Here is a 22,924-nt window from a genome sequence, read left to right on the forward strand (position 1 = left end):
ACGGGTCAGCGTCGGAGGGCGTCGACCAGCCTGCGCCACCCTGGGCGTCGGCCGAACTCTGCGAGTAGTTCTTCGGCGATGTCCGGCAGAACCAGTTCGTCGGGGATCAGCAGCACGTCGGTCGCGGTGCGTGGTGACACCTGCAGCGCGGTGCCCACTCGTTTCACTCGGTGGATCGACGTCCGGTCGATGGTCCGGTCATACGCGCCGAGACGCAGACGAATCCTGTCGGGTCCGTACTCGGCGGAGATCGTCGTTCCCGGTGCCACCGTCCGACGAAACCACCACCGACCGGCGAACGGTGTGAAGAACAGAACCGCCAGCAACACCAGCGCCGCCGCCAGAATGACCGCCACGACGTAGGCGCCGAAGTAGAGCAGGGCGACCAGCGGTACCAGCACGGCGGCGAAGGTCGCGGGGACAACAGGCCCTCTGCGTAGAGACCGTTGCAACCGGTCGGGGAGTCCGTCGTCGGCGACGCAGCTGATGTGCACGGTGCCGCCGTCGCGAACCACTGTGCGGTGCGCCGAGTATGAGATCGAGGACGGCGGCGGGGCGGTCGTGCGACGTCGGCCGAGGAGCGGCGGCCGTGGATCGAATCGGGCGAGCAGATGGTCGCGGACCTCGAGCGGCACCAGTTCGTTCGGGATGATCAACGTGGTGCCCATCCCTGCGATAGTCGTTGTCGCGGTACGTGTTCGGTGCTTGACCCACCGGACGCCCGATGCCGGCAGGGTCGACCGCGCGCCGACCCATCCGAACGAGATCTCGTGCGGTCCGAACTCGGCGGACACCTGTGTCCCCTCGGGGATCTTGAGTGCCCATTCGCGAGGTCCCGTCTGGTAGAGCAGCACCCAGGTGAGCACCGCCAGCATGACGAGGCCACCGACCACTCCGAGTAGCACGTAGGCGAGGACGACGGTAGCCGGCTCGTCGATCTCGCCGACGACCAGCGAGACTCCCGGAACGATGCACAGCGCCGGGATCAGCACGACCCACACGAGCCGTTGGTTCAGGTAATGCGTGCGGCCGATCCGGTCGGTCATCGCGCGGTCGGCGACGGCTTCCGTCCGGATCGTCGAACCGTCCCGGGAGAAGCTGCCGTATGAGGATGTTCCGCTCGGCATCTCACGATTGTGGACGGCGGGGTGAGCACATGACACAGCCGGGCTGCCGTGTCGCATTCTCTGCGAGACGACAGCCCGGCCGCGGGTCGATCACACCGTCGGAACGGCGACCGGTTGTTCCACCTCATCGGACTCATCGGACTGCGGCGTCGTCGACTCCGCCCGTCGGCCGTCCCACCACGATCCGACGATCATCGCGATGATCGCGCACACCACCGTGGGAACGATGCCGTGGAGCTCGATGACGCCCTGCTTGCGCAGGACCTCGAACACGATCAGCACGATGACGCCGACAACCATCGACGCCACGGCGCCGGTCTTCGACGCCCCCGGCCAGAGCAGGCCGATGAACAGCGGGACGAACAGTCCGGCGGCGAGCAGCGAAACGGCGTAGGACGCAAATGTGAGGATCAGCGGTAGCGGACTGAACGACATGTAGGTGGCCGTCGCCACCGCGAGTGCGCCGATCACGCCGGTCGAGATCCGGGCGAGCTTCAGTGCTTTCGCGTCGTCGTCGATCTTCCGCAGGGTGCACAGGATGTCGCGTCCGAAGTACACGCCCATCACGTGGAGCAGCGAGTCGGTCGTCGACATCACCGCGGAGATCAGACCGGTGAGCGCCAGTGCGGCAATCAGTGTGCCGCCGTGCGTCAGCAGGAATGACGGCAGTGCCGAGTCGCCGGTCATGGTCGGGTCGATGATGGCGATACCGATGCCGATGACCAGGATGGGCGCGTTCACCAGCCAGAAGGAGATGGCCGAACCCCAGCCGAGCACGAGTCGAGTGGTTCGGACGTCCGGGCAGGACAGGATGCGCTGCAGGTAATTCGGCATGCAGGCGACTCCGAGTCCCCACGAGAGGCCCCAGCCGAAGGCGAGCATCGCGCTCGGCACCGGGCCGCCGAGGAACTGCGACAGGCCGGGCCCGTCGCTCCAGCTCAGTCCGTCGCTGCCGACCTTGGTGATGACCAGGACGAGGGCGAGCAGGACTGCCGCCACGAGCACCACCAGCTGGAAGGCGTCGGTACGGGCGACGGCCTGCATACCGCCGGTGAGGGTGTAGAGCACGAAGATGGTGCCGACCACCAGGATCACGGCCCAGACCTTGAAACCGATCGTCGTGGAGAGCAGGATGCCGACCGCGAAGAGCTGGGCGATCAGGTACACGAAATAGGCGATGACGATGGTGCCGGCCGAGGTGACGCGAACCGTCTTGTCCCCGTACCGCTTTCCCAGCAACTCGGGAACACTCTCCGACGTGCGACCGGCCCGGTGGACCCGACTGGACAGGAGCACGAGGAACAACAATCCGCAGCCGAGGCCGACGAACGTGTACGGGACCAACGCGAGTCCCATGCCATTCGCCGAGCCGACCAGACCGATCACGGTCAGGGCGGAGACGTAAGTGGCGGTGAAAGTCATCGTGCCCAGGACCGGACCCATGTTCCGGCCGGCGACGCTGTAGTCCGACGACGTGCTGATCTTCTTGTTGCTACGTATTCCGACGACGAGGATCAGGACGAAGTAGACCGCGATCAGAATGGTGAAGACTGTCTGCAAACTCACTGGTCGGCGCCTTTCGACTTGACCCGGTCACGCCAGTTGAGGATGAGCGCTGCCGCCAGGGGCGCACCGCCGCCGAGCACCATGACGGCGATCGAGGCGGCAACGGCAGGAACGGACACTGAATCCATCCGGTGGCCTTCTTCCTAGATATTGAGATGATTGTGTACACCGAGGGCTGGTTGTACGACGGTCTCCTGCGCTCGACGTTGAGCGGGGTGAACGCTAAGTCCCTGATGGAGAACCTGATTACGAGTTCGTGAGGGTATCTTCGTCATGTAACGGCCGTGTGACACGCAACACTCTCACGTCGAACACGCTAGCCGGTTGTATACATCTCCGCAACGGGTAGAGATCGATTCGCAGGGTTGTCCAGGGCCTACCAGGGGGAATCGTCGCCGGCGGACCGGCTTTGGCCCGCAGGATCTGCCGAGCCGGACGGGGAAGTGTCGAGTCTGCATGCAGGATGACGTCGGACACCGAAGGGGACCTGAAATGTCATGCGCGCCAGATTGGTTGCTCGCGATATGCGCGGCGCCGTCCGAAGGCGCACCGGTACGTGTGGAGCCGATGACGGGAATCGAACCCGCGTATTCAGCTTGGGAAGCTGATGTTCTGCCATTGAACTACATCGGCGTGCGAGCGCTGGGCTCGCGACCGAAAGCCTAGCAAACCGGGGTCGGGTCTTCGCGAGCGGCGCGAAAATTCTTCGCAGAACGGGTTGCGCACCTGCGGGGACGCACGTAGACTCGAACATAGTTTCGAGTTAGCCATGATGACGGGGGTTTGATCATGGCTTTCGGCGAGCCATCTGCACCACAACCACTTCTTCTCGACCAGTACGAGCGTCTGCACGCGCTGCTGGACGAGATCAGCGAGACGGCGTCCACCGCCTGTTCCGATACTGACCTGCTCAAGGTCGCGATCGAGCATGAGCGCGCCGAGCGTCGCATGCTGTCACTCTTCGCTGACCACATGGTCGCCATCGACGAGCGCTCCGCTTACCGCAAGGCGGGCTGTCAGACGGTCACCAACTTCGTCACAAGCGTGCTCAACCGCAGGGGCGAGGCCAACCGACTCCTCAACCGTGTGTGGGCGATCGGCAGGTTCCCCGACATGCAAGGTGAAGTTCTTGAGCCGAGGTTTCCGGAAACCGCGAAAGGCGTTGCCGACGGCGGTATCTCGGGCAGAAATGTCGATGTCATCGTCGAGGTGATGCGTAAGATCCCGGCCGGCGTCGACACTGCAGACCGCGAAGCCGCGGAGGCGACGCTCGCCCATTACGCCCGCGAGTACGACCCGGCCTCGCTCCGCGAACTCGGCGCACGCATCCTCGCCCACCTCGACCCGGACGGCACTCTCACCGACGACCGAGACCGTGCACGCATGAGGGGCATGCGGCTCGGGCCGCAGGACGCACAATTGATGTCCAAACTGACGGCGACGCTCGACCCCAAGACGCGGGCCATGCTCGACGTCGTGCTGGCGGTGTGGGCAGCGCCCGGCATGAACAACCCCGACGATCCGTCGTCACCCATCGGAGATCCGGCAGAGGCCGACCCCAAAGCCCTCGCGGCGGCGGCCGAGCGTGACGACCGCTCGACCGAGAAACGCAACCACGACGCGTTCAGCGCACTGCTGCGCTGCGTCCTCGACGGCGGCGCCCTCGGCGGTTCTCACCACGGACTGCCACCGCACGTCATCGTCACTATCACCGAGTCGGCGCTCCGAGAGCGTGCCGGAGCTCCCGCGCGCACCGCAACAGGCGCACTGCTCCCGATCAAAGACGCCGTCGAGCTCGCCGCCGAGGCGCAGCAGCACCTGGAGGTCTTTCGAGACCACACCGCCGAGGTCCTCTACCTCGGGCGCTCGAAGCGTCTGGCATCCCGACCGCAGCGGATCGCCGCAGTGGGCCGCGACGGCGGCTGCACGTGCCCACGCTGCACCCGTTCGTCCTTCGACTGCGAACTCCACCACGTCATCGAGTGGGCCGCCGAGAACGGCCCCACCGACATCGACAACCTGACCACCACATGCGGCGCGCACAACCGGGCGGTCGGCACACGCGAGGACCAGTGGGCGACCACGATCGTCGCGGACGGGGTCGACGCAGGTCGCGTCATCTGGCATCCACCGCGATCACACCCGGATCAGACGCCACGGGTGAACCGCGCCCACCGCACCGACGAGGTACTCAGCCGGATGCGGGCCGACGCTCACCGGCGCCGGTTCGGCACGCGGGTCGAGGCAGACAAGGCGGGGCCGACGGATACCGCCGCAGATCCACCCTGACCATTCGATAACCTCGACACGTGCTGCTTTCCGACCGCGACATCCGCTCCGAGATCGCTGACGGGCGCCTCGCCATCGATCCATTCGACCCTGCGCTCGTCCAGCCCTCCAGCGTCGACGTCCGGCTCGACAGTCTGTTCCGCGTGTTCAACAACACCCGGTACACCCACATCGACCCGGCCCAACGCCAAGACGAACTCACCACCCTCGTCGAACCGACAGCGGGTGAGCCGTTCGTGTTGCACCCGGGTGAGTTCGTGCTGGGTTCCACCCTCGAGGTGTGCACCCTGCCCCACGACCTCGCCGGACGCCTCGAAGGGAAGTCGTCACTCGGTCGCCTCGGCCTCCTGACCCACTCGACCGCCGGCTTCATCGACCCCGGCTTCTCCGGCCACATCACCCTGGAACTCTCCAACGTGGCCAACCTCCCGATCACGCTGTGGCCAGGCATGAAGATCGGGCAGCTCTGCCTCATCCGCCTCAGCAGCCCGGCCGAGCACCCCTACGGCAGCGAAAAGGTCGGGTCGAAATACCAGGGACAACGCGGCCCCACCCCGTCCAAGGCATACCTGAACTTCATCAAGAACGACTGACTGCGCGACAGGTTCCGATACGGCTCGTCGCAGGTTCCTCGCCTACTCAACCGGCGGCGGTCGACTGACGTTCACCCACCCGATCACCACCCGCCACGCCATGGTTGGTTGGCGGCAGGCCCACCTGGGTAATCGTTGCAACCATGAAGCTCACGGTGATCGGTTGCGGCTATCTCGGCGCGACGCACGCGGCCTGCATGGCCGAACTCGGACACGACGTCGTCGGAATCGACATCGACCCACAGAAGGTCGAACGCCTGCAGGCCGGTGACGTCCCGTTCTTCGAACCCGGGCTCGCCGACATCCTCCGCCGCAACCTCGACGCCGGCCGGTTGCGCTTCACCACCGACCACTCGGTAGCCGCCGACCACGCCTCGGTCCACTTCATCGGCGTCGGCACCCCGCAGGAGGTACGCGGTCATCGCGCCGACCTGTCACACGTCCACGCGGCAGTCGATTCACTTGTTCCCACGCTCCGGGGAAGACACGTTCTGATCGGCAAGTCCACCGTCCCCGTCGGCACGTGTGAGGAACTGTCGCAACGGATCTCGAACCTCTCGGCGCCGGGAGCCGAGATCGAGCTGTCATGGAGTCCGGAGTTCCTCCGCGAAGGCTTCGCCGTCGAGGACACCCTGTCGCCCGACCGTATGGTCCTCGGTGTCGGGCGACTCGTCGACGACCCGCAGGTCCCGCAGGCGGAATCCCTGGCCGGTCAGGTGGTCCGGGACATCTACCGCGAGGTCCTGGAAACCGGAATCCCGTTCATCGAGACCGACTGGGCCACTGCCGAACTCGTCAAGGTATCGGCCAATGCATTTCTCGCCACGAAGATCTCGTTCATCAACGCGATGAGCGAACTGTGTGAGATCGCCGGCGCCGACGTCGGCACGCTCGCCGACGCGATGGGGCACGACGCCCGGATCGGGCGACGATTCCTCAACGCAGGTTTGGGCTTTGGCGGAGGCTGCCTGCCCAAAGACATCCGTGCACTGACCGCCCGCGCCGATGAGATGGGTGCGCCTCGCGCAGTCGGGTTCCTGCGCGAGGTCGACGCCATCAACATGCGTCGACGCAGCGCCGCCGCGGAATTGGTTGCCGAAGCGCTCGGGGGAGAAGTCCTGGGCTGCAATGTCGCCGTACTCGGAACCGCATTCAAACCGGAAAGCGACGACGTGCGGGATTCGCCCGCTCTCGCCGTCGCCGGCCGTCTCGCGCTCGACGGCGCATCGGTCACCGTGTTCGACCCTCAGGCCATGGAGAACTCGCGCCGGGTACAGCCGATGTTGAGCTACGCCACCTCGGCACGCGCCGCGTGCGATCGAGCGGATGTTGTCGTCGTCACAACCGAATGGGCGGAGTTCGTGCACATGTCGCCGGACGAGCTCGCATCGGTGGTGCGGCACAAGCGCATCGTCGACGCCAGACGCTGCCTCGACTCGCAGGCCTGGCGGTCGGCGGGGTGGGACTACCGCGCGCTCGGCGGTCCCGTGCCCGCGCGAAAAACCGGGACAACCAGTTCGTTCACGCAGGTGAACGGCTCGCCGACGAAAGCGGTTCCCTCCGTACACGTGTTAGGTTGAACCCCGCGATGTGATCAGGGGACACCTTCTCGCCGTGGGGGCGTGCTGGGCGAGGTGCACAAGTGCAGGAATTATCAGATGACCGACACGGTGTTCGATTCGGCTGTGGGACCGGCCTCTGCGGCAGCAGAGAGCCCGGTCGAGTCCGCAGTGCTCGACGACGTGCGGTCCAAACTCCGTCTGCGCGGGCTTGACGGCGACGCTCGAGTGGTCCTCCTGGGGCTCGACGGGAACGGATGCGTGTCGGTCGGACGCTTCGACACCTCCCGCGGCACCGTCGCCGACACCTATGCCGACGCCGCGCTCTCACTCGGAGCGCTCGACCGTGCCATCGCCGACCACCTGACCCGAATCGGACGGGTCGAATCACCCACATCGCCCGAGTGGCAGGACGAACTCTTCGATCTCATCTCGCGCGGACGTGAACGACTGCAGGATTCCGATGGCACGTTTCTGATGGGACGCCAACACATTCGGTTGTTCCGGATGGCGCGGCGAGATGTCGAGGAGGCCGGTGGTGCGCTCATCGCACGCGGGGAGGATCTGGCTCGTGCGGCGGTGGCCGGCGCGCAGGCCCATGCAGTCGTCATCACCGACGGCCTCGGCGTGTGGCCCGGCCTCCGCGACGGGATCGCGAAAGCCGTACCGGTACCGGTCGTCGACGCCGCTCCCGGTCCGATGACGGCTCCGGTGCCAACCGGACCGCTCGACGGACCCCGGAACGAGTCCGAGCCAGAAGTGCGTGCCTCCGCTCCCGGCGACACGGCCGCCACCGACAGCCCTCCGACGCCCGTCGGAGAACCTGCGGCCGACGCACCGGCGGAGGCACCCGTCGAAGCCGCCACCGCGCAGCCCGACGACCTGGAACCCGGCGTCAGCGACACAGATGCCGGTGCCGATCTCGCCGAACCCGATGAGCGTCTCCCTGACGCCACCGATGACACGAAGCATGCCGACGCGGAGGACGGCGGCAGCGCTGATCCCGCAGAGGCCACCGCGACGGCCGACAGTCCGGACCCGGCCCAGCCGACACCCGGAGACGACGATCGAGTCGCGGTCGAGCCCCCGGCATCCACGGACGCAGAGGCAGCCGAGACCACGGACCGCCGCGGAGCCGACACTTTCGACAGCAAGGTCGAGTTCGCTGCCGAAGGTGAGACCAGGGCCGAACCCGAACCTGTCGTCGACGATTCCCCAGAGCTCTCTGCCGACGAGGTCACCGACCAACCCGCCACGGGGGTGGCCGGATCCGCGCCTGACGACGCCCCCACCGAGAAACTCTCGCTGCCGTTCGCCCCGCATGCCGGAAACCATGGTCGTTCAGGCGATTTCCCGGTCATCGGTGTCGAGCGGAAGCTCCATTCGCCGGTCGCGCAACCGGTGGACCCAGGCCCTGCAACGGCTTTCGGCGCCCTGACAGTGCATTCCGGGCCCACTCCGGTTCCGGAAACCGCGCCGGCTGACGTGCACATGCCGGACCCGGTCGTGTCGCCACACGCGAACGCCCCTGCACCGGAGTCATATTCGCCCGTCCCTCAGACCGGTTCGACGCCGGCTGGTTCTCGGCGCACGGCGAAGCGGCTAATGGCCGGGGTGGCGCTCGTCTGCGCACTCGCAGTCATCGGAGTCGCGGTCGCGCTGGCCGCGGGGAGCAACGACTCCTCGCCGGCACCGGTTGCAGGTCCGACCACGCCGGCGACGACGGCACCGACCACCCAGGAGTACGCCGATCCGGCGATCTTCGCGGAGGCACGTCAACCGGCGCAGCGTTACACGCCACCGCCACCGCCCGTGACGACCAACGAGCCGGCACCCTCGCCACCACGGCCCCGATCCCGCGCACCGCGACCGCAGCGCGGCGTGACGATCCCGAACCCGATCCCCGGACTCCCGCCGATCGTCCTGCCGTAACCGGGCGGGGATCAGTCGGGCGGGGATCAGTCGGGCGGGGATCAGTCGGGCGGGATCGGCCAGGCGGGGATCGGTCGGGCGAGCCGTCACTCGGCGGGTTGTGCCCGCAGTCCCCGCGCGATGAAGTCCAGGACGTTCTCGTAGTTCGCGTCGGCTTCCACGTTCGGCGGCAGTGCACCCATGAGTTCCAGGCTGACCGCCCCGTGCACCGCCGACCACGTCTGCATCGCGAGCGTCGTCGGGTCGCCCGTCGCGACCACGCCCGCGACCTGCCCGTAGCGGATGACGTCGACAAGTACCTCGAAGGCGTGAGCCGCGACCTCGAGCTCGGGCGTGCACCGAGCGGAGAACATCAGCCCGTAGACGACCGGACTCGACGTGGCGAAGCGACGGTAGCCGCGCCCCGAGCTCCGCAGACGCGCGGACGGATCGTCGTCGCTGGCGGCCACCGCTCGGCCCAGCTCGGCGTAACCGTCGGTGACCAGCGCATCCAGTAGTCCGTCGCGGCCGTCGAAGTGGTTGTAGACGCCCATCGGCGCGACGTTCGCCTCGGCCGCCACCGCTCGGACGGTCAGCCCCGCCTCGCCATCCCGCTCGAGGATCGTGCGGCCGGCTCGGATCAGTGATGAACGGATCTCGGCGGCTGAGGTACGGGTGCGCGGCTTCGCGGGGGACATATTGACAATCTACTAGAACGGTGTTCTTCTTGAATAGAACGTTGTTCTACAACAGTGGTACGGCGTTCCATATCCGAACTGTCGCTCACGGAACAGGAGAATGCTGATGCGTACTGGACGTATGGGTTCACGCTGGTGGGCGCTCGGCGCCCTCAGCTTTGCCGAACTGCTGGTCATGATCGACAACACGATCGTCAACGTCGCCCTGCCGACGCTGGCCCGCGACCTCGATGCCGGGATCTCCGGCCTGCAATGGATCGTCGACGCCTACACGCTCGTGTTCGCCGGTCTCCTCCTGACCGGCGGCTATCTGGGCGACCGGTTCGGTCACCGGCGGATGCTCCTCACCGGTGTCATCGGCTTCATGGGGGTGTCCATCCTCGCGGCGTCGTCGCAGAACCTCGGTCAACTCATCGCTTCCCGTGGTGGTCTCGGGTTCTTTGCGGCACTGGTGTTCCCGGCGACACTGGCCATCATCACGACGATCTTCGTCGACGCCAAGGAACGGGCGACGGCCGTCGGTATCTGGGCCGCCGTCTCCGGTATCGCCGTCGCCATCGGCCCCGTGATGGGTGGCTGGTTGCTCGAGCACTTCTCGTGGACGTCGGTGTTCTGGGTCAACGTCCCGTTCGGACTGGCCGCGCTCGCCGTGATCCTCGCGGTGGTGCCCGGCACCCGACCGCTGGCGGTGCCTCGATTCGACGCCGTCGGGGTGGGTCTCTCGATCGCCGGCCTGGGATTGCTCACCTACACCCTGATCGAAGCGCCGCACGTCGGCTGGGGTGAGACCCGAACGGTCCTCGGAATCGTTGCCGCTCTGGCAATCCTCACCGTGTTCGTGGTGACCCAATTGCGAATCGCGCATCCCATCCTCGACGTGCGGCTGTTTGCCAACCGGCACTTCGCCACTGCCGCCGGGATGATCAGCGTCGCGTTCTTCGCTCTGTTCGGGTTCATCTTCCTGATCACCCAGTTCTTCCAGGCGGTCAAGGGCTACGGCCCGCTCGCTGCCGGTGTGAGGACCCTGCCGTTCGCGATCGTGATGGCGGTGCTGTCGCCGGTGGCGATGGTCCTCTCACACCGGTTCGGGGCGCGCTACGTCGCGGTGACGGGCGCCTTCCTCATGTCCGGCGGGTTCGCGCTTGTCGAGTTGGCCTCGCGCACATCGGGATACTGGGAACTGATCATCTGGGCGATGTCGCTGATGGCCGCCGGCCTGGCGTTCATCTCGGGCCCGTGCACGCAGCTCATCATGAACGCGCTGCGTCCCGAACAGGCAGGCGCGGGAAGCGCGATCAACGACACCACCCGCGAGATCGGTGGCACCCTCGGCGTCGCGGTGCTCGGCTCGATCCTGACCTCTGCCTATGTCGCCGGCATCGGGGATCGACTGTCGGGTAGCGGTTTACCCCGTGAGGTGGTCGCCACTGCGGAGCAGTCGGTGATGGCCGGGGTCGAGGTCGCCGGCCGCGTGCCCGCCGCGATGAGTGAAACGGTCCGCACCGCGGTCCAGGAAGTGTTCATGGACGGCCTGCACAACGCGGTGTGGGCGGCGGTGGCCATCACCGCCGCAGCCGGCGTGGCAGCCGTGTTCCTGCTGCGCGGCACGGTGGCGGGGAGGGACGCCTTCGAGACGCAAGCTCCGGATGCTCATCGGGGAGAGGCGTCAGAGATCGAGCGTGAGGTTCCCGCCGGCACTGCGTGAGACGCAGGTCAGCATGGTCCCGGCCTCGCGTTCGGGCTCGGTCAGGATGTTGTCGCGGTGATCGATGTCGCCGGACAACGTCCTGACCTTGCATGTGCCACAGAAGCCTTGCTGACACGAGTACGGCACGGACGGCATCACCCGACGGATCGCGGCGAGCGCCGACTCGTCGGCGGCGACCGGGACCTGCGCACCCGTGGACGCCAGCGTCACCGTGAACGGTGAACCGTTCTCCACCGGTGGCGGGCTGAAGCGCTCATAGTGCAGTTCGATGTCCGCGCGGTCGGCCAGATGGCGGCGGAGGTTCTCCAGCATCGGGACCGGTCCGCAGCAGTACACGGCGAGATCGGCATCGGAATCCGGTACCGCCCCGACCAGTTCCGGCATGGTCGGGAGGCCGTGCTGATCGTCGGTGCGGATGGTGATGCGGTCGCCGAACCTCGCGACCTCGTCGAGGAACGGGATCGAGTCGGCGGAGCGGCCGGTGTAGATCATCGACCAGTCCAGCCCGAAACGTTCCGCCACCGCGAGCATCGGCAGGATCGGGGTGATGCCGATCCCGGCGGCGATGAAACGAATCCGGCGAGCCGGTGAGCCATGGCCGGGGACGGCCATCGGAAAGGCGTTGCGCGGTCCCTTGATCGACACCACGTCCCCGACCCTCAGGGCGTCGTGGACCTCGATCGAACCGCCGCCGCCGTCGGGGATACGACGCACCGCGATGCGGTAGTGCTCGCGGTCGGCGGTGTCGCCGCAGAGCGAGTACTCGCGCATCCGTCCGGACGGCAGCAGCACGTCGATGTGGGCACCGGCATGCCACGGCGGCAGCATTCCGCCCTCGGCGGCGGCGAGCGTCAACGCGATCACGTTCTCGTCATGCGCGACGACCTCGCGATCCACGATGCGCACCTGCGTGGTCCCGGGGTTGACCGGTGCCGGCCTCAACGGGGACAACGGGCGCCACGCGGGCCACCAGGCTCGCATGAACGCGGTGCCCACGGTGAGGATCGGATCGTGTCGCCACCGCCCGTAGAGATGCGGGGGCGGTTGGGTCAGACTCGTCGAATGCGGATGTGCGCGTTGGTTCATCGGACTTCCTCAGGCGACGTTGCGCGCGGCCGGCGACGACGCGAGATAGGCGACGGCCTGGGCGGTGCTGCCGATCTGCTCGGGACGGAACCCGGGGCGGAAGTAACTGAAGGTGGAGAAGACGATGCTCCGCAGCGGCGGGAGCACGTTGGCGCGCACCCCGCGGTGGAACTGCCACTTCTTCTGGATGTAGTTGTACGACACCGAGGTGTCCTGCTTCATGATGAACCGGTAACCGCGCTGCACCAGGAACAGCAGGATCGGCAGGACCACGAGCATGGCGCGTCCGCGCCGCAGGTAGCTGTCCCCGAAGTAGGCCGCGACATCGTGTGCGACCGCGCGGTGTTCCACTTCCTCCGCGCCGTGCCACATGAACAGGTCGGCCATCGTCGGGTGCGCTCCGGCCTCGACCCAGTTGTTGTTCAACGCGAAATCGCCGAGCACCGCGGTGTAATGCTCGAGCGCCGCGATCAGCCACAGCCGTTCGACGAGGTGCTTGTGTCGGGCCTCGGTGGAACCGCCCGTCGCCGGGCCGAGAACCCGGCGGAAGATCCACTCCATCTGCAACTGATACGGGCGCGGATCGATGCCGTGGTGATCGAGGAACTCCCACAGCACGTGATCATGGGCCTCGGCGTGCATGGCCTCCTGGCCGATGAAACCCCGCATCCGGGAGGCGAGCTCCTCGTCGGCGACCAGCGGCAGCGCCTCGTTGTAGGTCTGTACGAACCAGCGCTCACCCTCCGGCAGAAGGAGGTTCAGGACGCTGATGAAGTTCGACGCCACGGGGTGACCGGGAATCCAGTGCAGGGGCACGTCGTCCCAGTCGAAGGCCACATTGCGGGCATGTAGCTCGACGGGTCCGGGATCTGCCTGATCGGTCTGGGACAGATCAGTACGCGGGCGTTCGACGGTGCTCATCCGGTGACCTTCTGTCGGGCGCCGATGCGCGACAACCACGGCGCGAAACGGTAGATGCGATAGCCGACCTTCGCCTCGGGGGTCACCGGGACGACGGCCTTGTTGTGCTCGACGGCCGAGACGATTTCGGCCGCCACGCGATCCGGGGTGAAGCCTCGGCGCTGGTAGAAGCGGTCCAGGCGATCCCGTTGCGTCTGTTCGGAATCGGAGTCGAGGCCGGCGATCGGCGTGGACGACACGATGTTGGTGTCGACTATGCCCGGGCAGATGGCGCTCACGCCGATGCGGTGTTCGGCGAGTTCGGCCCGCAGCGACTCGGAGAAGAGCAGGACACCGGCCTTCGACGCCGAGTACAACCCGAGGCTGCGAGACGGCGTGAACGCCGCCGCCGACGAGACGTTGACGATGTGCCCGCCGACCCCGCGTTCCACCATCTGCCGACCGAACTCGCGGCTCCCGGTGATGACGCCGCGCAGGTTGACGTCGAGGAGTCGGTCGACCTGCTCGTCGGTGGCGGCGAGAGCTCCACCGGCCAAGCCGATTCCGGCGTTGTTGATCACGACGTCGGGCACGCCGTGCTGCTCCCGGACCATCGCGGCGAAGGACACGAACGCCTCGGTGTCGGAGACATCGAGGAGATAGGCGTGCGCGACCGCCCCGGCGACCTTGCAGGCCTGCTCGGTTTCGGCGGCGGTGTCGAGGTTCCGGTCGGCGAGAACGAGTTCGCAACCGCGTTCGGCGAGCAGTAGCGCGGTCTCCCGCCCGATACCGCTACCGGCACCGGTGATCACCACCAACTTCCCGGCGAGAGGCTTCGGTTCGGCGAACACCCGCAACCGCTCGACGGTCGGCGGCGCGTCGGTGCCGGTCTGTGCGGCGAGGAAGTCGAGGACCGTCTCGGTCAGGTAGTCGGGGTGGGTGTACGGCAGCCAGTGGCCGGTGGGGGTGTCGCGTCGCCACAACTTCGCCGCATAGTCCGGGGTGTTCTCGTAGATGGCCGGGCGCAGGGCGATGTCGCGTTCGTTGACCACCTGCAGGACCGGCACCGTCGTCGGACGCGGCTCCGGACGGATCAGTTTCTGGCGGATGTTGGCGCGGTACAACGCGAGTCCGGTGATCATGTCGCGGCGCAGGGTTCCGGCGACCACGACGTTCTCCGGTGGCGTGCCCTCGACGGTGTGCAGGAACTGCTTCCACGCCCGCGGATTCCCGAGCGCGGTCAGCAGGGCGTTCGGGAGGACGGGGAGCTGGAACAGTCCCGTGTAGGCCGACGAGAGCGATTGCGTCGCAATGGTTCGCACGCGGTGCGGCGTCGGACGGGTCAACCCTTCGCGGAGCAGCTGGCCGAGATGATCAAGGTTCGGTCCGGAGACCGAGACGAAGGAGGCGATGCGGGTGTGTGCACGCGGCCGGCTCACGGCCTCCCATGCCTGCACCGAACCCCAGTCGTGGCCGACGACGTGGACGGGAGCATGGGGGCTCACCGCTTCGGCGACGGCGAAGAGGTCGTCGGCGAGTTCGGCCAACCGGTACGCGGCCACCTCGCTGGGACGATCGCTCTCGCCGAAGCCGCGGCAGTCGTAGGCCACCACGTGGTACTTCTCGGCAAGCCGGGGCGCGATGTGCGTCCAGAGGTGGTGGGTGTCGGGCCAGCCGTGAACCAGCAGGACCGTCGGATTTCCCGGGTCGCCCAGTTCGAAGGTCGCCAGCGTGACGCCGTCGCCGGACGCCATCCCCCGCCGCCACTCGGGCCGCACCTGCACTGCCTGTTCGGACATCCGTGTCACCTCGCTGTAGACCCCGATTGGAGTTACACGTTACCAACGGTTACACAAATGTCTAGACCCTTGTGCGAACCCGTCTCACCGCGGATTCCCCGTGTACACGGGCTGAAACCGGACGGGTACGAAAAAGCCCGGGTCGGTGAGACCCGGGCCCTTCGAGACGGTCTTTCCCCTTCGAGACGGCCTTCCGCGAGCTTCGGGCCACCTCAGGGGGCGAGGTGGCCGAGCCTGTTCACTGCCGGTAAGACGACAGGAAGTTGCCGATCCGCTCGACGGCCTCCTTGAGGTCCCTCGACCACGGCAGCGTGACGATGCGGAAGTGGTTGGTGTCGCCGAGGTTGAACCCGCTGCCCTGCACGACGAGGATCTTCTCCTGCAGCAGGAGGTCCTGGACGAACAACTCGTCGTTGTGGATCTCGTGCACCTCGGGATCGAGGCGTGGGAAGGCGTAGAGGGCGCCCTTGGGCTTCACGCAGCTGACGCCGGGGATCTCGTTGAGCTTCTCCCAGGTGACGTTGCGCTGTTCGAAGAGCCGGCCGCCGGGGGAGACGAGTGCGTCAATGGACTGATAACCGCCGAGCGCCACCTGAATGGCATGTTGCCCAGGCACATTCGCGCACAGTCGGGTGGAGGCGAGGATGCCCATGCCCTCGATGAATCCCTTGGCGTGGTCCTTCGGTCCGGTCATCACGACCCAGCCCGCGCGGTACCCGCACACCCGGTACGCCTTCGACAGGCCGTTGAAGGTCAGGCACAGCAGATCCGGAGCCAACGACGCGACGTTCACGTGCTCGGCGTCGTCGTAGATGATCTTGTCGTAGATCTCGTCGGCCAGGATCAGCAGCGAATGCTGACGGGCCAGTTCGACGAGCTGCTGCAGGACTTCGCGTGAGTAGACCGCACCCGTCGGGTTGTTGGGGTTGATGATGACGATCGCCTTGGTGCGATCGGTGATCTTCGACGCGATGTCGGCGATGTCGGGGTTCCAGCCGTTCGCCTCGTCGCAGCGGTAGTGGACAGGGGTGCCGCCGGAGAGCGAGGTCATCGCCGTCCAGAGCGGGTAGTCCGGTGCCGGGATCAGGACCTCGTCGCCGTCGTTCAGCAGCGCCTGCATGGTCATCGTGATGAGCTCGGAGACACCGTTGCCCAGGATGACGTCGTCGACGTCGAAGAAGGGGAAGTCGGGGATCAGCTCGTACCGCGTGACCACCGAACGACGAGCGGACAGCACACCGGCGGACTCGGAGTATCCCTGCGAGTACGGGAGCGCATGGATCATGTCGCGCATGATCACGTCGGGTGCCTCGAACCCGAACAAAGCCGGGTTGCCGATGTTCAGCTTGAGGATGCGATGGCCCTCCGCCTCGAGCCGCTGCGCGTGCGCGTGTACGGGTCCGCGGATCTCGTAACACACGTTCTGCAGCTTGAGCGACTGCTCGAGCGGCTTGAGGTTCTGGTTCAGATGCGATACATGGGGCCTACTCACGGGTTCAATTGTCGCAGCCGGACGCAAATGGGTTTCCGCCAGTGCTGTGCCACCGTGGCCCAGCGCACGAAAAACGGGCTCCGACCGTGGTGGTCGGAGCCCGTTTCGGTACTGCTGTGACTACTTGTGGCCGGGCCGCTTCTTGCCGGCCGCGATGCCGAATCCCTTGGCCTTCGACGCCCCGGTCTCGGCGATGGTCCGGGCGTCGCCCGACCCGTTGTCCGACGGGGTCGGGACCTCGGTCCCGTTCGTCTCGGCCGGTGCCTCGGCTGCCGGTGCCTCTGCTGCAGGTGCTTCAGCTGCCGGGGTCTCCTCGACCTCGGGTGCCTCGGCGGGCGCTTCGGCTTCCGGGGCTGCCTCGGAAGCGGGGGTGGCCTCTGCGGGTGCTGCAGCAGGTGCCGCGGCCTTGCTCGCGCCACCGGGGCGCTTCTTGCCCGCGGCCATGCCGAAGCCCTTGGCCTTGGCCGGCTTCTCCTCGGTCAGCACCGCAGCCGAACCGCCCTGGGGTGCCTCGGTTGCAGGCTCGGCCTCGGCGGCCGGTGCCTCGCTCGCCGGTGCCTCAGTGGAGGATGCCTCTGCGGCCGGTGCCTCAGCGGCGGGAGCTGCTGCCGGAGCCTCCGCGGCCGGCTTGGGAGCGGCCTTGCCGATCCCGCCCGGACGCTTCTTGCCCGCGGCCATACCGAAGCCCTTGGCCTTGCCCGGCTTCTCTTCCGTTGCGGCAGCGACCGATGTGTCCGTTGCGGCTGCGACCGATGTATCCGTCGCGGTGGTGGCCGACTCGGTGTCGACGGTCGGGGCGGCATCGGGTGCCGACTCGGCCTCGTCGACCTTGTTCTCGGCGGGGGCGGTCACACCGGCGTCGGCTGCTGCCGCATTCGGGGTGGCCGTCTTCTGGCCGGGGCGCTTGCCCGCGGCCATGCCGAAGCCCTTGGCCTTCGCGGGCTTCGCCTCTGCCGGTGCCTCGGCCTTCACGGCCTCCGACGACTCGGTTTCGGCGGGAGCCGGTGCTGCCGACGCGGCAGGCTTGCTCGCCGCACCCGGCTTCTTGCCGCCCTTCATGCCGAAGCCCTTCGAGGCGGGCTTCTTCTCGGCGGGTGCCTCGGAAGGTGCCTCGGCGGGTGCCGATGCGGCGGCCGGTGCTGCAGCCGCGGCGCCCGGCTTCTTGCCGCCCTTCATGCCGAAGCCCTTGGACGCGGGCTTCTTCTCGGCAGGTGCCTCGGCAGGCGCAGCCGGTGCCTCGGTCTTGGCCGCGGCGCCGGGCTTCTTGCCGCCCTTCATGCCCAGTCCGACCTTCGGCTTCGGAGCTGCCTCGGTGGTCGCCGTCGCGGTCGCGGCCGCTGCGGCCGGGACCTTCTCGGGCTGGGGTTCCGGCTCCGGCTCGGGAGCACTCGGACGCGGGCCGAGGTAACGGCCGCCGAGCTTGACCTCGGTCTTGCCGCGCTTCACCGAATCGAGGAGCAGCTGGGCGACGTCGACGACCTCGACCTTGCCCTCGGACTCGGTGCCGCTGGTCCGGGCGGTCACACCGTCGGTGAGCATGACGCGGCAGAACGGGCAGCCGGTCGCGACCTTCTTGACCTCGCCGGTGGTGTCGCCCAGCGTGTCGAGCGCCTCGTCGACCCGGTCGATGTTGATGCGCTTGCCGATCTGCTCTTCCATCCACATGCGGGCACCACCGGCGCCACAGCACATGGACCGTTCGCCGTGACGCGGCATCTCGGTCAGGGTCGATCCGGCCGCACCCATGAGCTCACGCGGGGCGTCGTAGACCTTGTTGTGGCGGCCCAGATAACACGGGTCGTGGTAGGTGACGCCCTCGCCGAGCGGGGCGACCGGCACGAGCCGCTTCTCGCGAACCAGGCGGTTCAGCAGCTGCGTGTGGTGGACGACCTCGTACTTGGCACCCAGCTGCGGGTACTCGTTGCCCAGTGCGTTGAAGCAGTGTGCACAGGTGACGACGACCTTCTTGCGCTGCTCGGGCGCGGTCGAGAAGACCTCGCCCAGCATCTCGATGTTCTGCTGCGCGAGCATCTGGAAGAGGAACTCGTTGCCGGCGCGTCGTGCGGAGTCACCGGTACAGGTCTCGCCCTCGCCGAGGACCATGAAGTTGACCGCGGCCATGTCGAGGAGCTCGGCGACGGCCTTGGTGGTCTTCTTCGCGCGGTCCTCGTAGGCGCCGGCGCAGCCGACCCAGAACAGGTACTCGAAGCCCTCGAACGACTCGACGTCCTTGCCGAACACCGGGATCTCGATGTCCATCTCGTCGATCCAGGCGGTCCGCGCGGAGGCGTTCTGACCCCACGGGTTGCCCTTGTTCTCGAGATTCTTGAACATGCCGGCCAGCTCGGTCGGGAAGTCCGACTCGATGAGGACCTGGTAGCGACGCATGTCGAGGATGTGGTCGACGTGCTCGATGTCGACCGGGCACTGCTCGACGCAGGCACCACAGGTGGTGCAGCTCCACAGCGTCTCGGTGTCGATGACCGCACCCAGCGCCTCGGGATCGAATTCACCCTCGGCCGACTCGATGCCCTCGCCGCCGCCGATCTTGCCCTTCGACTCGCCGACCAGCTTGCGGGAGGCCTCGGCACGTGCGGCCTCGGGGATCGCGTTGAGCTTGTCCTCGAGGACGTTGCCCTCGGCGTCGACCAGACCGACCTCGTCGCCGCCCATGTCCTTACGGCCACCGGCCAGCAGGTACGGGGCCTTGGCGTTGCCGTGGTCGCGCAGCGACATGATGAGCAGCTTCGGCGACAGCGGCTTGCCGGTGTTCCAGGCCGGGCACTGCGACTGGCAGCGACCACATTCGGTACAGGTGCTGAAGTCCAGCCAGCCCTTCCAGGAGAAATCCTCGATCTTGCCCGCGCCGAACGCATCGACGTCCGGATCGGCGGTCTCCATGTCGAGGACCTTGCCCTGGCTCATCATCGGCTTGGCCGCACCGAGGGCGACGCCACCGTCGGCCTCACGCTTGAAGTAGATGTTGAAGAACGCCGAGAAGCGGTGCCACGCCACGCCCCAGTCCGTGTTCAGGCCGACGACGGCCAGCCACACCATGCCGCTCATCAGCTTGATGACCGCGAAGATCGACACCAGGGTCGGCGACGCGGGCAGGATCTTCGCCACGTTCATGGTGAAGAAGTCCGAGTAGGCGTTCGCATGACCGTAGGTCGCGATCTTCGACGCCTTCACCAGGATCATGCCCAGGCCCTCGAGCAGGACGACGGCCTCGACGAAGTAGGCCGCGCCGAAGCGGGATCCGGAGAACCGCGAGATGCGCTCGGGGACGCGCGGGTGGTTGAGCTGGCGGATCACGATCAGCACGATGATGCCGACCACGGTGCCGATGCCCAGGAGCTCGTCCCACAGGTGCCACGCGAAGGTGTCACCGAAGACCGGCCAGTGGAACGTCGGGTCGATCGACTGACCGTAGGCCTCGAACCACAGCAGGGCGCCGCCCATGAAGCCGACCATGACCAGCCAGTGGGCCCAGCCCACCGTCCGGAACTTCACCATCCGGGTGTGGGCGATGAATTCCTTGATCATGGTCGTCAGGCGCGGGATCACCGGCCAGAATCGGGATCCGTCGACCTTCTGGCCGAGTTTGATGGTGCGGAACATCCGCACCACCCCGGCGAGGAACAGGTACCAACAGAAGAGGCTGATCACCGCTGCTGTGGTGCCGATGGCAATCGTCGTGGCTGTCACGGGCGCGTACCGGCCTTTCGTCTAGGTCGTCCCGCCACCGGGGGAAGCGCACAGAGTGCGCAGGGCTGCCCCCACGGAGCGGTGTACTACAGGTAACCGTAATTCTTCGCGCCGGTGGCGCGCTGCCAAGGTTGGCCTAATTCTTGCTGGTCTAAACTCACAGCGAATGATACTCGCCAGTAACTTACTGTCGAGTCAGGGTGGGGAGGATCCCAATTCGCCTCCCGGCCGGCGCCGGGGTCAGCGGACGCGGGCCACTTTCTCCAGCTCCTCGAGGGCGGTGTCGAGGTGCGTCAGCAGTCGCTGCAGGCTCGGGACCTGCGCACGGGCGCCGATCAGCCCGAAGTTCAGGTGCTTCGCAGAGCTGGTCACGGTGATGTTCAACGCCAGCCCCTCCATGGCGATCGACACGGGGTAGACGCCGTCTAGCCGGGCGCCGTTCCAGTAGAGCTCCTCGGACGGTCCGGGCACGTTGCTGATGATGATGTTGAACTGCGGTGGGACGTACTGGACGAAGCCCGGCACGGTCGCGAACGCGAGCGGCGCGAAGTTCGCGGCGCCCAGCGCGAGTGCCTGCAACGGCCGGAGTCCGCGGACGACGTTCTTCGCCTGCCGGGCCGACGTCACGAGCGAGTTGAGCCGGCGTTCGGGATCGGGCTCGTCGGTCGCGAGGTCGACCATGATGGCGGTCACGGCATTGCCGTCGGAGTCGTCCTCGGTGTGCATCGATACGGGAACCGCCGCGATCAGCGACGAATCGGGCAGCGCGTCGTGCTCGATCAGATACGAGCGCAGGGCGCCCGAACACATTGCGACGAGGACGTCGTTGAGTGTGATGTCCAGCGCGTCGGCGACCGCACGTAGTCGCTCGATCTCCCATTGCTGGGCGGCGAACCGGCGTGCGCTCCCGATCGCCACGTCGAGGATGGTCCGCGGGGCGCGGGGAACGGGCGGCACGAAGCCGGGCTTGCGCAGGCCGGCGACGGCGACCTTGGCGGCCGCGGGGGCGATCCCCGCCACCTGCAGGCCGGCGTCGGCGATCCCGGCGATCCGCGAGCGCAGGGTCGGTGCGGGTCGTGGACGCTTCTTCCCGATGAGCTTCGGGTCCCACGGTGCCGACCCGGAGCGATCGTCGGGATCGGGTGTGAGCATGCGCTGCAGCAGGCGGAGCGCCGACACCCCGTCGACGATCGAGTGGTGGATCTTGCTGTAGATCGCGACCCGCCCGTCGTCGAGGCCTTCGATGACGTGGGCTTCCCACATCGGCCGGTTCCGGTCGAGCAGGGTGCCGTGGTTCAGCGACACATAGCGCAGTAGTTCGCGGATGCGTCCCGGGCGGGGGAGTACCGCGCGCCGGACGTGATAGTCGAAGTCGATCTCGTCGTCGTAGGTCCAGGCGACATTGCCCAGGATGGTGACGGGCGGCGCCGGGCGCTTGCGGAACAGGGGGTGGATCTCGCTGCAGGATGAGAAGGCCTCGATGACCTCTTCGACGAGGTCGGCCGACGATTGCCCCTCGCGCGGCACGAAGAGTTGAAGTCCGCCGACGTGCATCGGCTGCTCACGTGTCTCGGCGAGCAGGAACATCGACGAGGTCACCGGCATGTACTGCATGCACACTCTCTTCCACGGTTGTCGGTTACGCGGGGCGTCGGTTACGCGGGGCGTCGGATACGCGGGTGTCGGATACGCATCGGGGCTGAGCGCAGCAGATGGTCTCAATATCGGCCCGGGGTCACCGGAGCGGCGGCGAATCGTCATCTTGGGTGAGATGTATTCGTACACCTAGGTTGTACAGGTGAGGTCAGCAGCGCGTCTTGTCGTACCGGTGTTGCTGGTGGTCGTCGAACTGTGGATCACCGTCGCAGCCACGTGGATGTATGTCGTGGCCGGTGACCGGGTCCTCGACGCCGAGCAGGTGCCGGACGGGTCGACGCTCCTGGTGCTCGGTTCGCTGGTGGAGGACGGTGCTCCCGGCGACTATGTCCGCGGCCGGTTGGATGTCGCGGCGGAGCTGTACCGGGATGGGCGCGTTGCGCGAATCATCAATTCCGGCAACGGTTCTCCCGAGGCGGGTGACGAACCGACGGTGATGCGGAGCCATCTCGAAGCCGCAGGGGTGCCGGCGCAGGTCATGGTCGACGACCCGCTGGGACTCGACACCGCGGCGAGCTGCCGTCGCGCCCGGGAGGTGTTCGGCGCGGAGGGGTTGGTCATCGTGACGCAGGACTTCCATCTCGAGCGCGCCATCGCGCTATGCCGCGGCGAGGGCGTCGATGCCCGCGGCGTCGAAGCCGAATGTGATTGCCCCACATGGACACTGGTGCGCAATCACATCCGCGAGGCGGTGTTCGCCGGCCCGAAGGCGGTGCTCAGCCGGATAAGCTGAGAGCTGGCTTCGATACGGCTCGTCGCAGGCTCCTCGCCTACTCAACCAGCGGTCTGGTGGCCGAGTAGCACTGAAGCGCAAGCCGAGGGGCGTATCCAG

Annotated in this window: 16 protein-coding genes and 1 tRNA gene; 6 read left to right on the top strand and 11 right to left on the bottom strand. The window is 67.1% G+C overall.

Annotation, left to right across the window (positions count from 1 at the left end):
* Positions 1 to 5: 5 nt before the first annotated feature.
* The 4 genes from LQD00_RS13765 to LQD00_RS13775 form a co-directional block, all read right to left on the bottom strand.
* Positions 6 to 1,127: a hypothetical protein gene (locus tag LQD00_RS13765; RefSeq protein ID WP_232717757.1), complete on the bottom strand. Its 1,122-nt coding sequence runs from the start codon at positions 1,125 to 1,127 to the stop codon at positions 6 to 8.
* Positions 1,128 to 1,217: 90 nt separating this feature from the next.
* The gene (locus LQD00_RS13770; protein WP_232717758.1) at positions 1,218 to 2,693 is read right to left on the bottom strand and encodes a sodium:solute symporter family protein; all 1,476 of its coding nucleotides are present in this window, start codon (positions 2,691 to 2,693) and stop codon (positions 1,218 to 1,220) included.
* Positions 2,690 to 2,821 (bottom strand): hypothetical protein, encoded by a 132-nt coding sequence (locus LQD00_RS22755; RefSeq protein ID WP_255220633.1) that lies wholly within the window; start codon positions 2,819 to 2,821, stop codon positions 2,690 to 2,692. Before LQD00_RS22755 ends, LQD00_RS13770 begins: the two co-directional genes overlap by 4 nt.
* A gap of 431 nt (positions 2,822 to 3,252) precedes the next feature.
* Positions 3,253 to 3,326 (bottom strand) — tRNA-Gly (locus LQD00_RS13775).
* Between the two features lie 156 nt (positions 3,327 to 3,482).
* Here LQD00_RS13775 and LQD00_RS13780 point away from each other — a divergent pair.
* From LQD00_RS13780 to LQD00_RS13795, 4 genes are all read left to right on the top strand, one after another.
* Positions 3,483 to 4,982: an HNH endonuclease signature motif containing protein gene (locus LQD00_RS13780; protein WP_232717759.1), complete on the top strand. Its 1,500-nt coding sequence runs from the start codon at positions 3,483 to 3,485 to the stop codon at positions 4,980 to 4,982.
* Positions 4,983 to 5,002: 20 nt separating this feature from the next.
* Complete coding sequence (gene dcd, locus LQD00_RS13785; protein WP_232717760.1) at positions 5,003 to 5,575, top strand: dCTP deaminase; 573 nt, start codon at positions 5,003 to 5,005, stop codon at positions 5,573 to 5,575.
* Positions 5,576 to 5,718: 143 nt separating this feature from the next.
* Positions 5,719 to 7,155, top strand: coding sequence for a UDP-glucose dehydrogenase family protein (locus LQD00_RS13790; protein ID WP_232717761.1), 1,437 nt, complete (start codon positions 5,719 to 5,721; stop codon positions 7,153 to 7,155).
* A gap of 78 nt (positions 7,156 to 7,233) precedes the next feature.
* Positions 7,234 to 9,066, top strand: a complete 1,833-nt coding sequence (locus LQD00_RS13795; RefSeq protein ID WP_232717762.1) for a hypothetical protein — start codon at positions 7,234 to 7,236, stop codon at positions 9,064 to 9,066.
* Between the two features lie 86 nt (positions 9,067 to 9,152).
* Here LQD00_RS13795 and LQD00_RS13800 read toward each other — a convergent pair whose 3' ends face one another.
* Complete coding sequence (locus LQD00_RS13800; RefSeq protein ID WP_232717763.1) at positions 9,153 to 9,743, bottom strand: TetR/AcrR family transcriptional regulator; 591 nt, start codon at positions 9,741 to 9,743, stop codon at positions 9,153 to 9,155.
* 106 nt (positions 9,744 to 9,849) lie between these two features.
* Between LQD00_RS13800 and LQD00_RS13805 the strand changes: the two genes are divergently transcribed.
* Positions 9,850 to 11,448: a DHA2 family efflux MFS transporter permease subunit gene (locus tag LQD00_RS13805; protein WP_232717764.1), complete on the top strand. Its 1,599-nt coding sequence runs from the start codon at positions 9,850 to 9,852 to the stop codon at positions 11,446 to 11,448.
* On the opposite strand, the gene LQD00_RS13810 is transcribed toward LQD00_RS13805, so the two are convergent.
* The 6 genes from LQD00_RS13810 to LQD00_RS13835 all read right to left on the bottom strand — a co-directional run bounded on the left by LQD00_RS13810 (position 11,410) and on the right by LQD00_RS13835 (position 22,050).
* Entirely contained in the window at positions 11,410 to 12,537 is a 1,128-nt protein-coding gene (locus LQD00_RS13810) for a PDR/VanB family oxidoreductase (protein WP_232717765.1), read from the bottom strand. The genes LQD00_RS13805 and LQD00_RS13810 overlap by 39 nt on opposite strands.
* A gap of 9 nt (positions 12,538 to 12,546) precedes the next feature.
* A complete protein-coding gene (locus LQD00_RS13815; protein ID WP_232717766.1) occupies positions 12,547 to 13,458 on the bottom strand; it encodes a metal-dependent hydrolase in 912 nt (303 codons plus the stop codon).
* A complete protein-coding gene (locus LQD00_RS13820) occupies positions 13,455 to 15,236 on the bottom strand; it encodes an SDR family oxidoreductase (RefSeq protein WP_232717767.1) in 1,782 nt (593 codons plus the stop codon). The genes LQD00_RS13815 and LQD00_RS13820 overlap by 4 nt, the downstream gene beginning before the upstream one ends.
* A 238-nt stretch (positions 15,237 to 15,474) precedes the next feature.
* Entirely contained in the window at positions 15,475 to 16,728 is a 1,254-nt protein-coding gene (locus LQD00_RS13825; protein ID WP_006868898.1) for a pyridoxal phosphate-dependent aminotransferase, read from the bottom strand.
* Positions 16,729 to 16,848: 120 nt separating this feature from the next.
* Entirely contained in the window at positions 16,849 to 20,436 is a 3,588-nt protein-coding gene (locus LQD00_RS13830) for a (Fe-S)-binding protein (RefSeq protein ID WP_232717768.1), read from the bottom strand.
* Between the two features lie 240 nt (positions 20,437 to 20,676).
* Positions 20,677 to 22,050, bottom strand: coding sequence for a WS/DGAT/MGAT family O-acyltransferase (locus tag LQD00_RS13835; protein WP_232717769.1), 1,374 nt, complete (start codon positions 22,048 to 22,050; stop codon positions 20,677 to 20,679).
* Positions 22,051 to 22,312: 262 nt separating this feature from the next.
* On the opposite strand from LQD00_RS13835, the gene LQD00_RS13840 reads away from it, so the two are divergent.
* Complete coding sequence (locus LQD00_RS13840) at positions 22,313 to 22,825, top strand: SanA/YdcF family protein (RefSeq protein ID WP_232717901.1); 513 nt, start codon at positions 22,313 to 22,315, stop codon at positions 22,823 to 22,825.
* The last annotated feature ends 99 nt before the right edge of the window (positions 22,826 to 22,924 follow it).

The organism is Gordonia metallireducens (assembly GCF_021245825.1).
Lineage (GTDB): Bacteria > Actinomycetota > Actinomycetes > Mycobacteriales > Mycobacteriaceae > Gordonia > Gordonia namibiensis.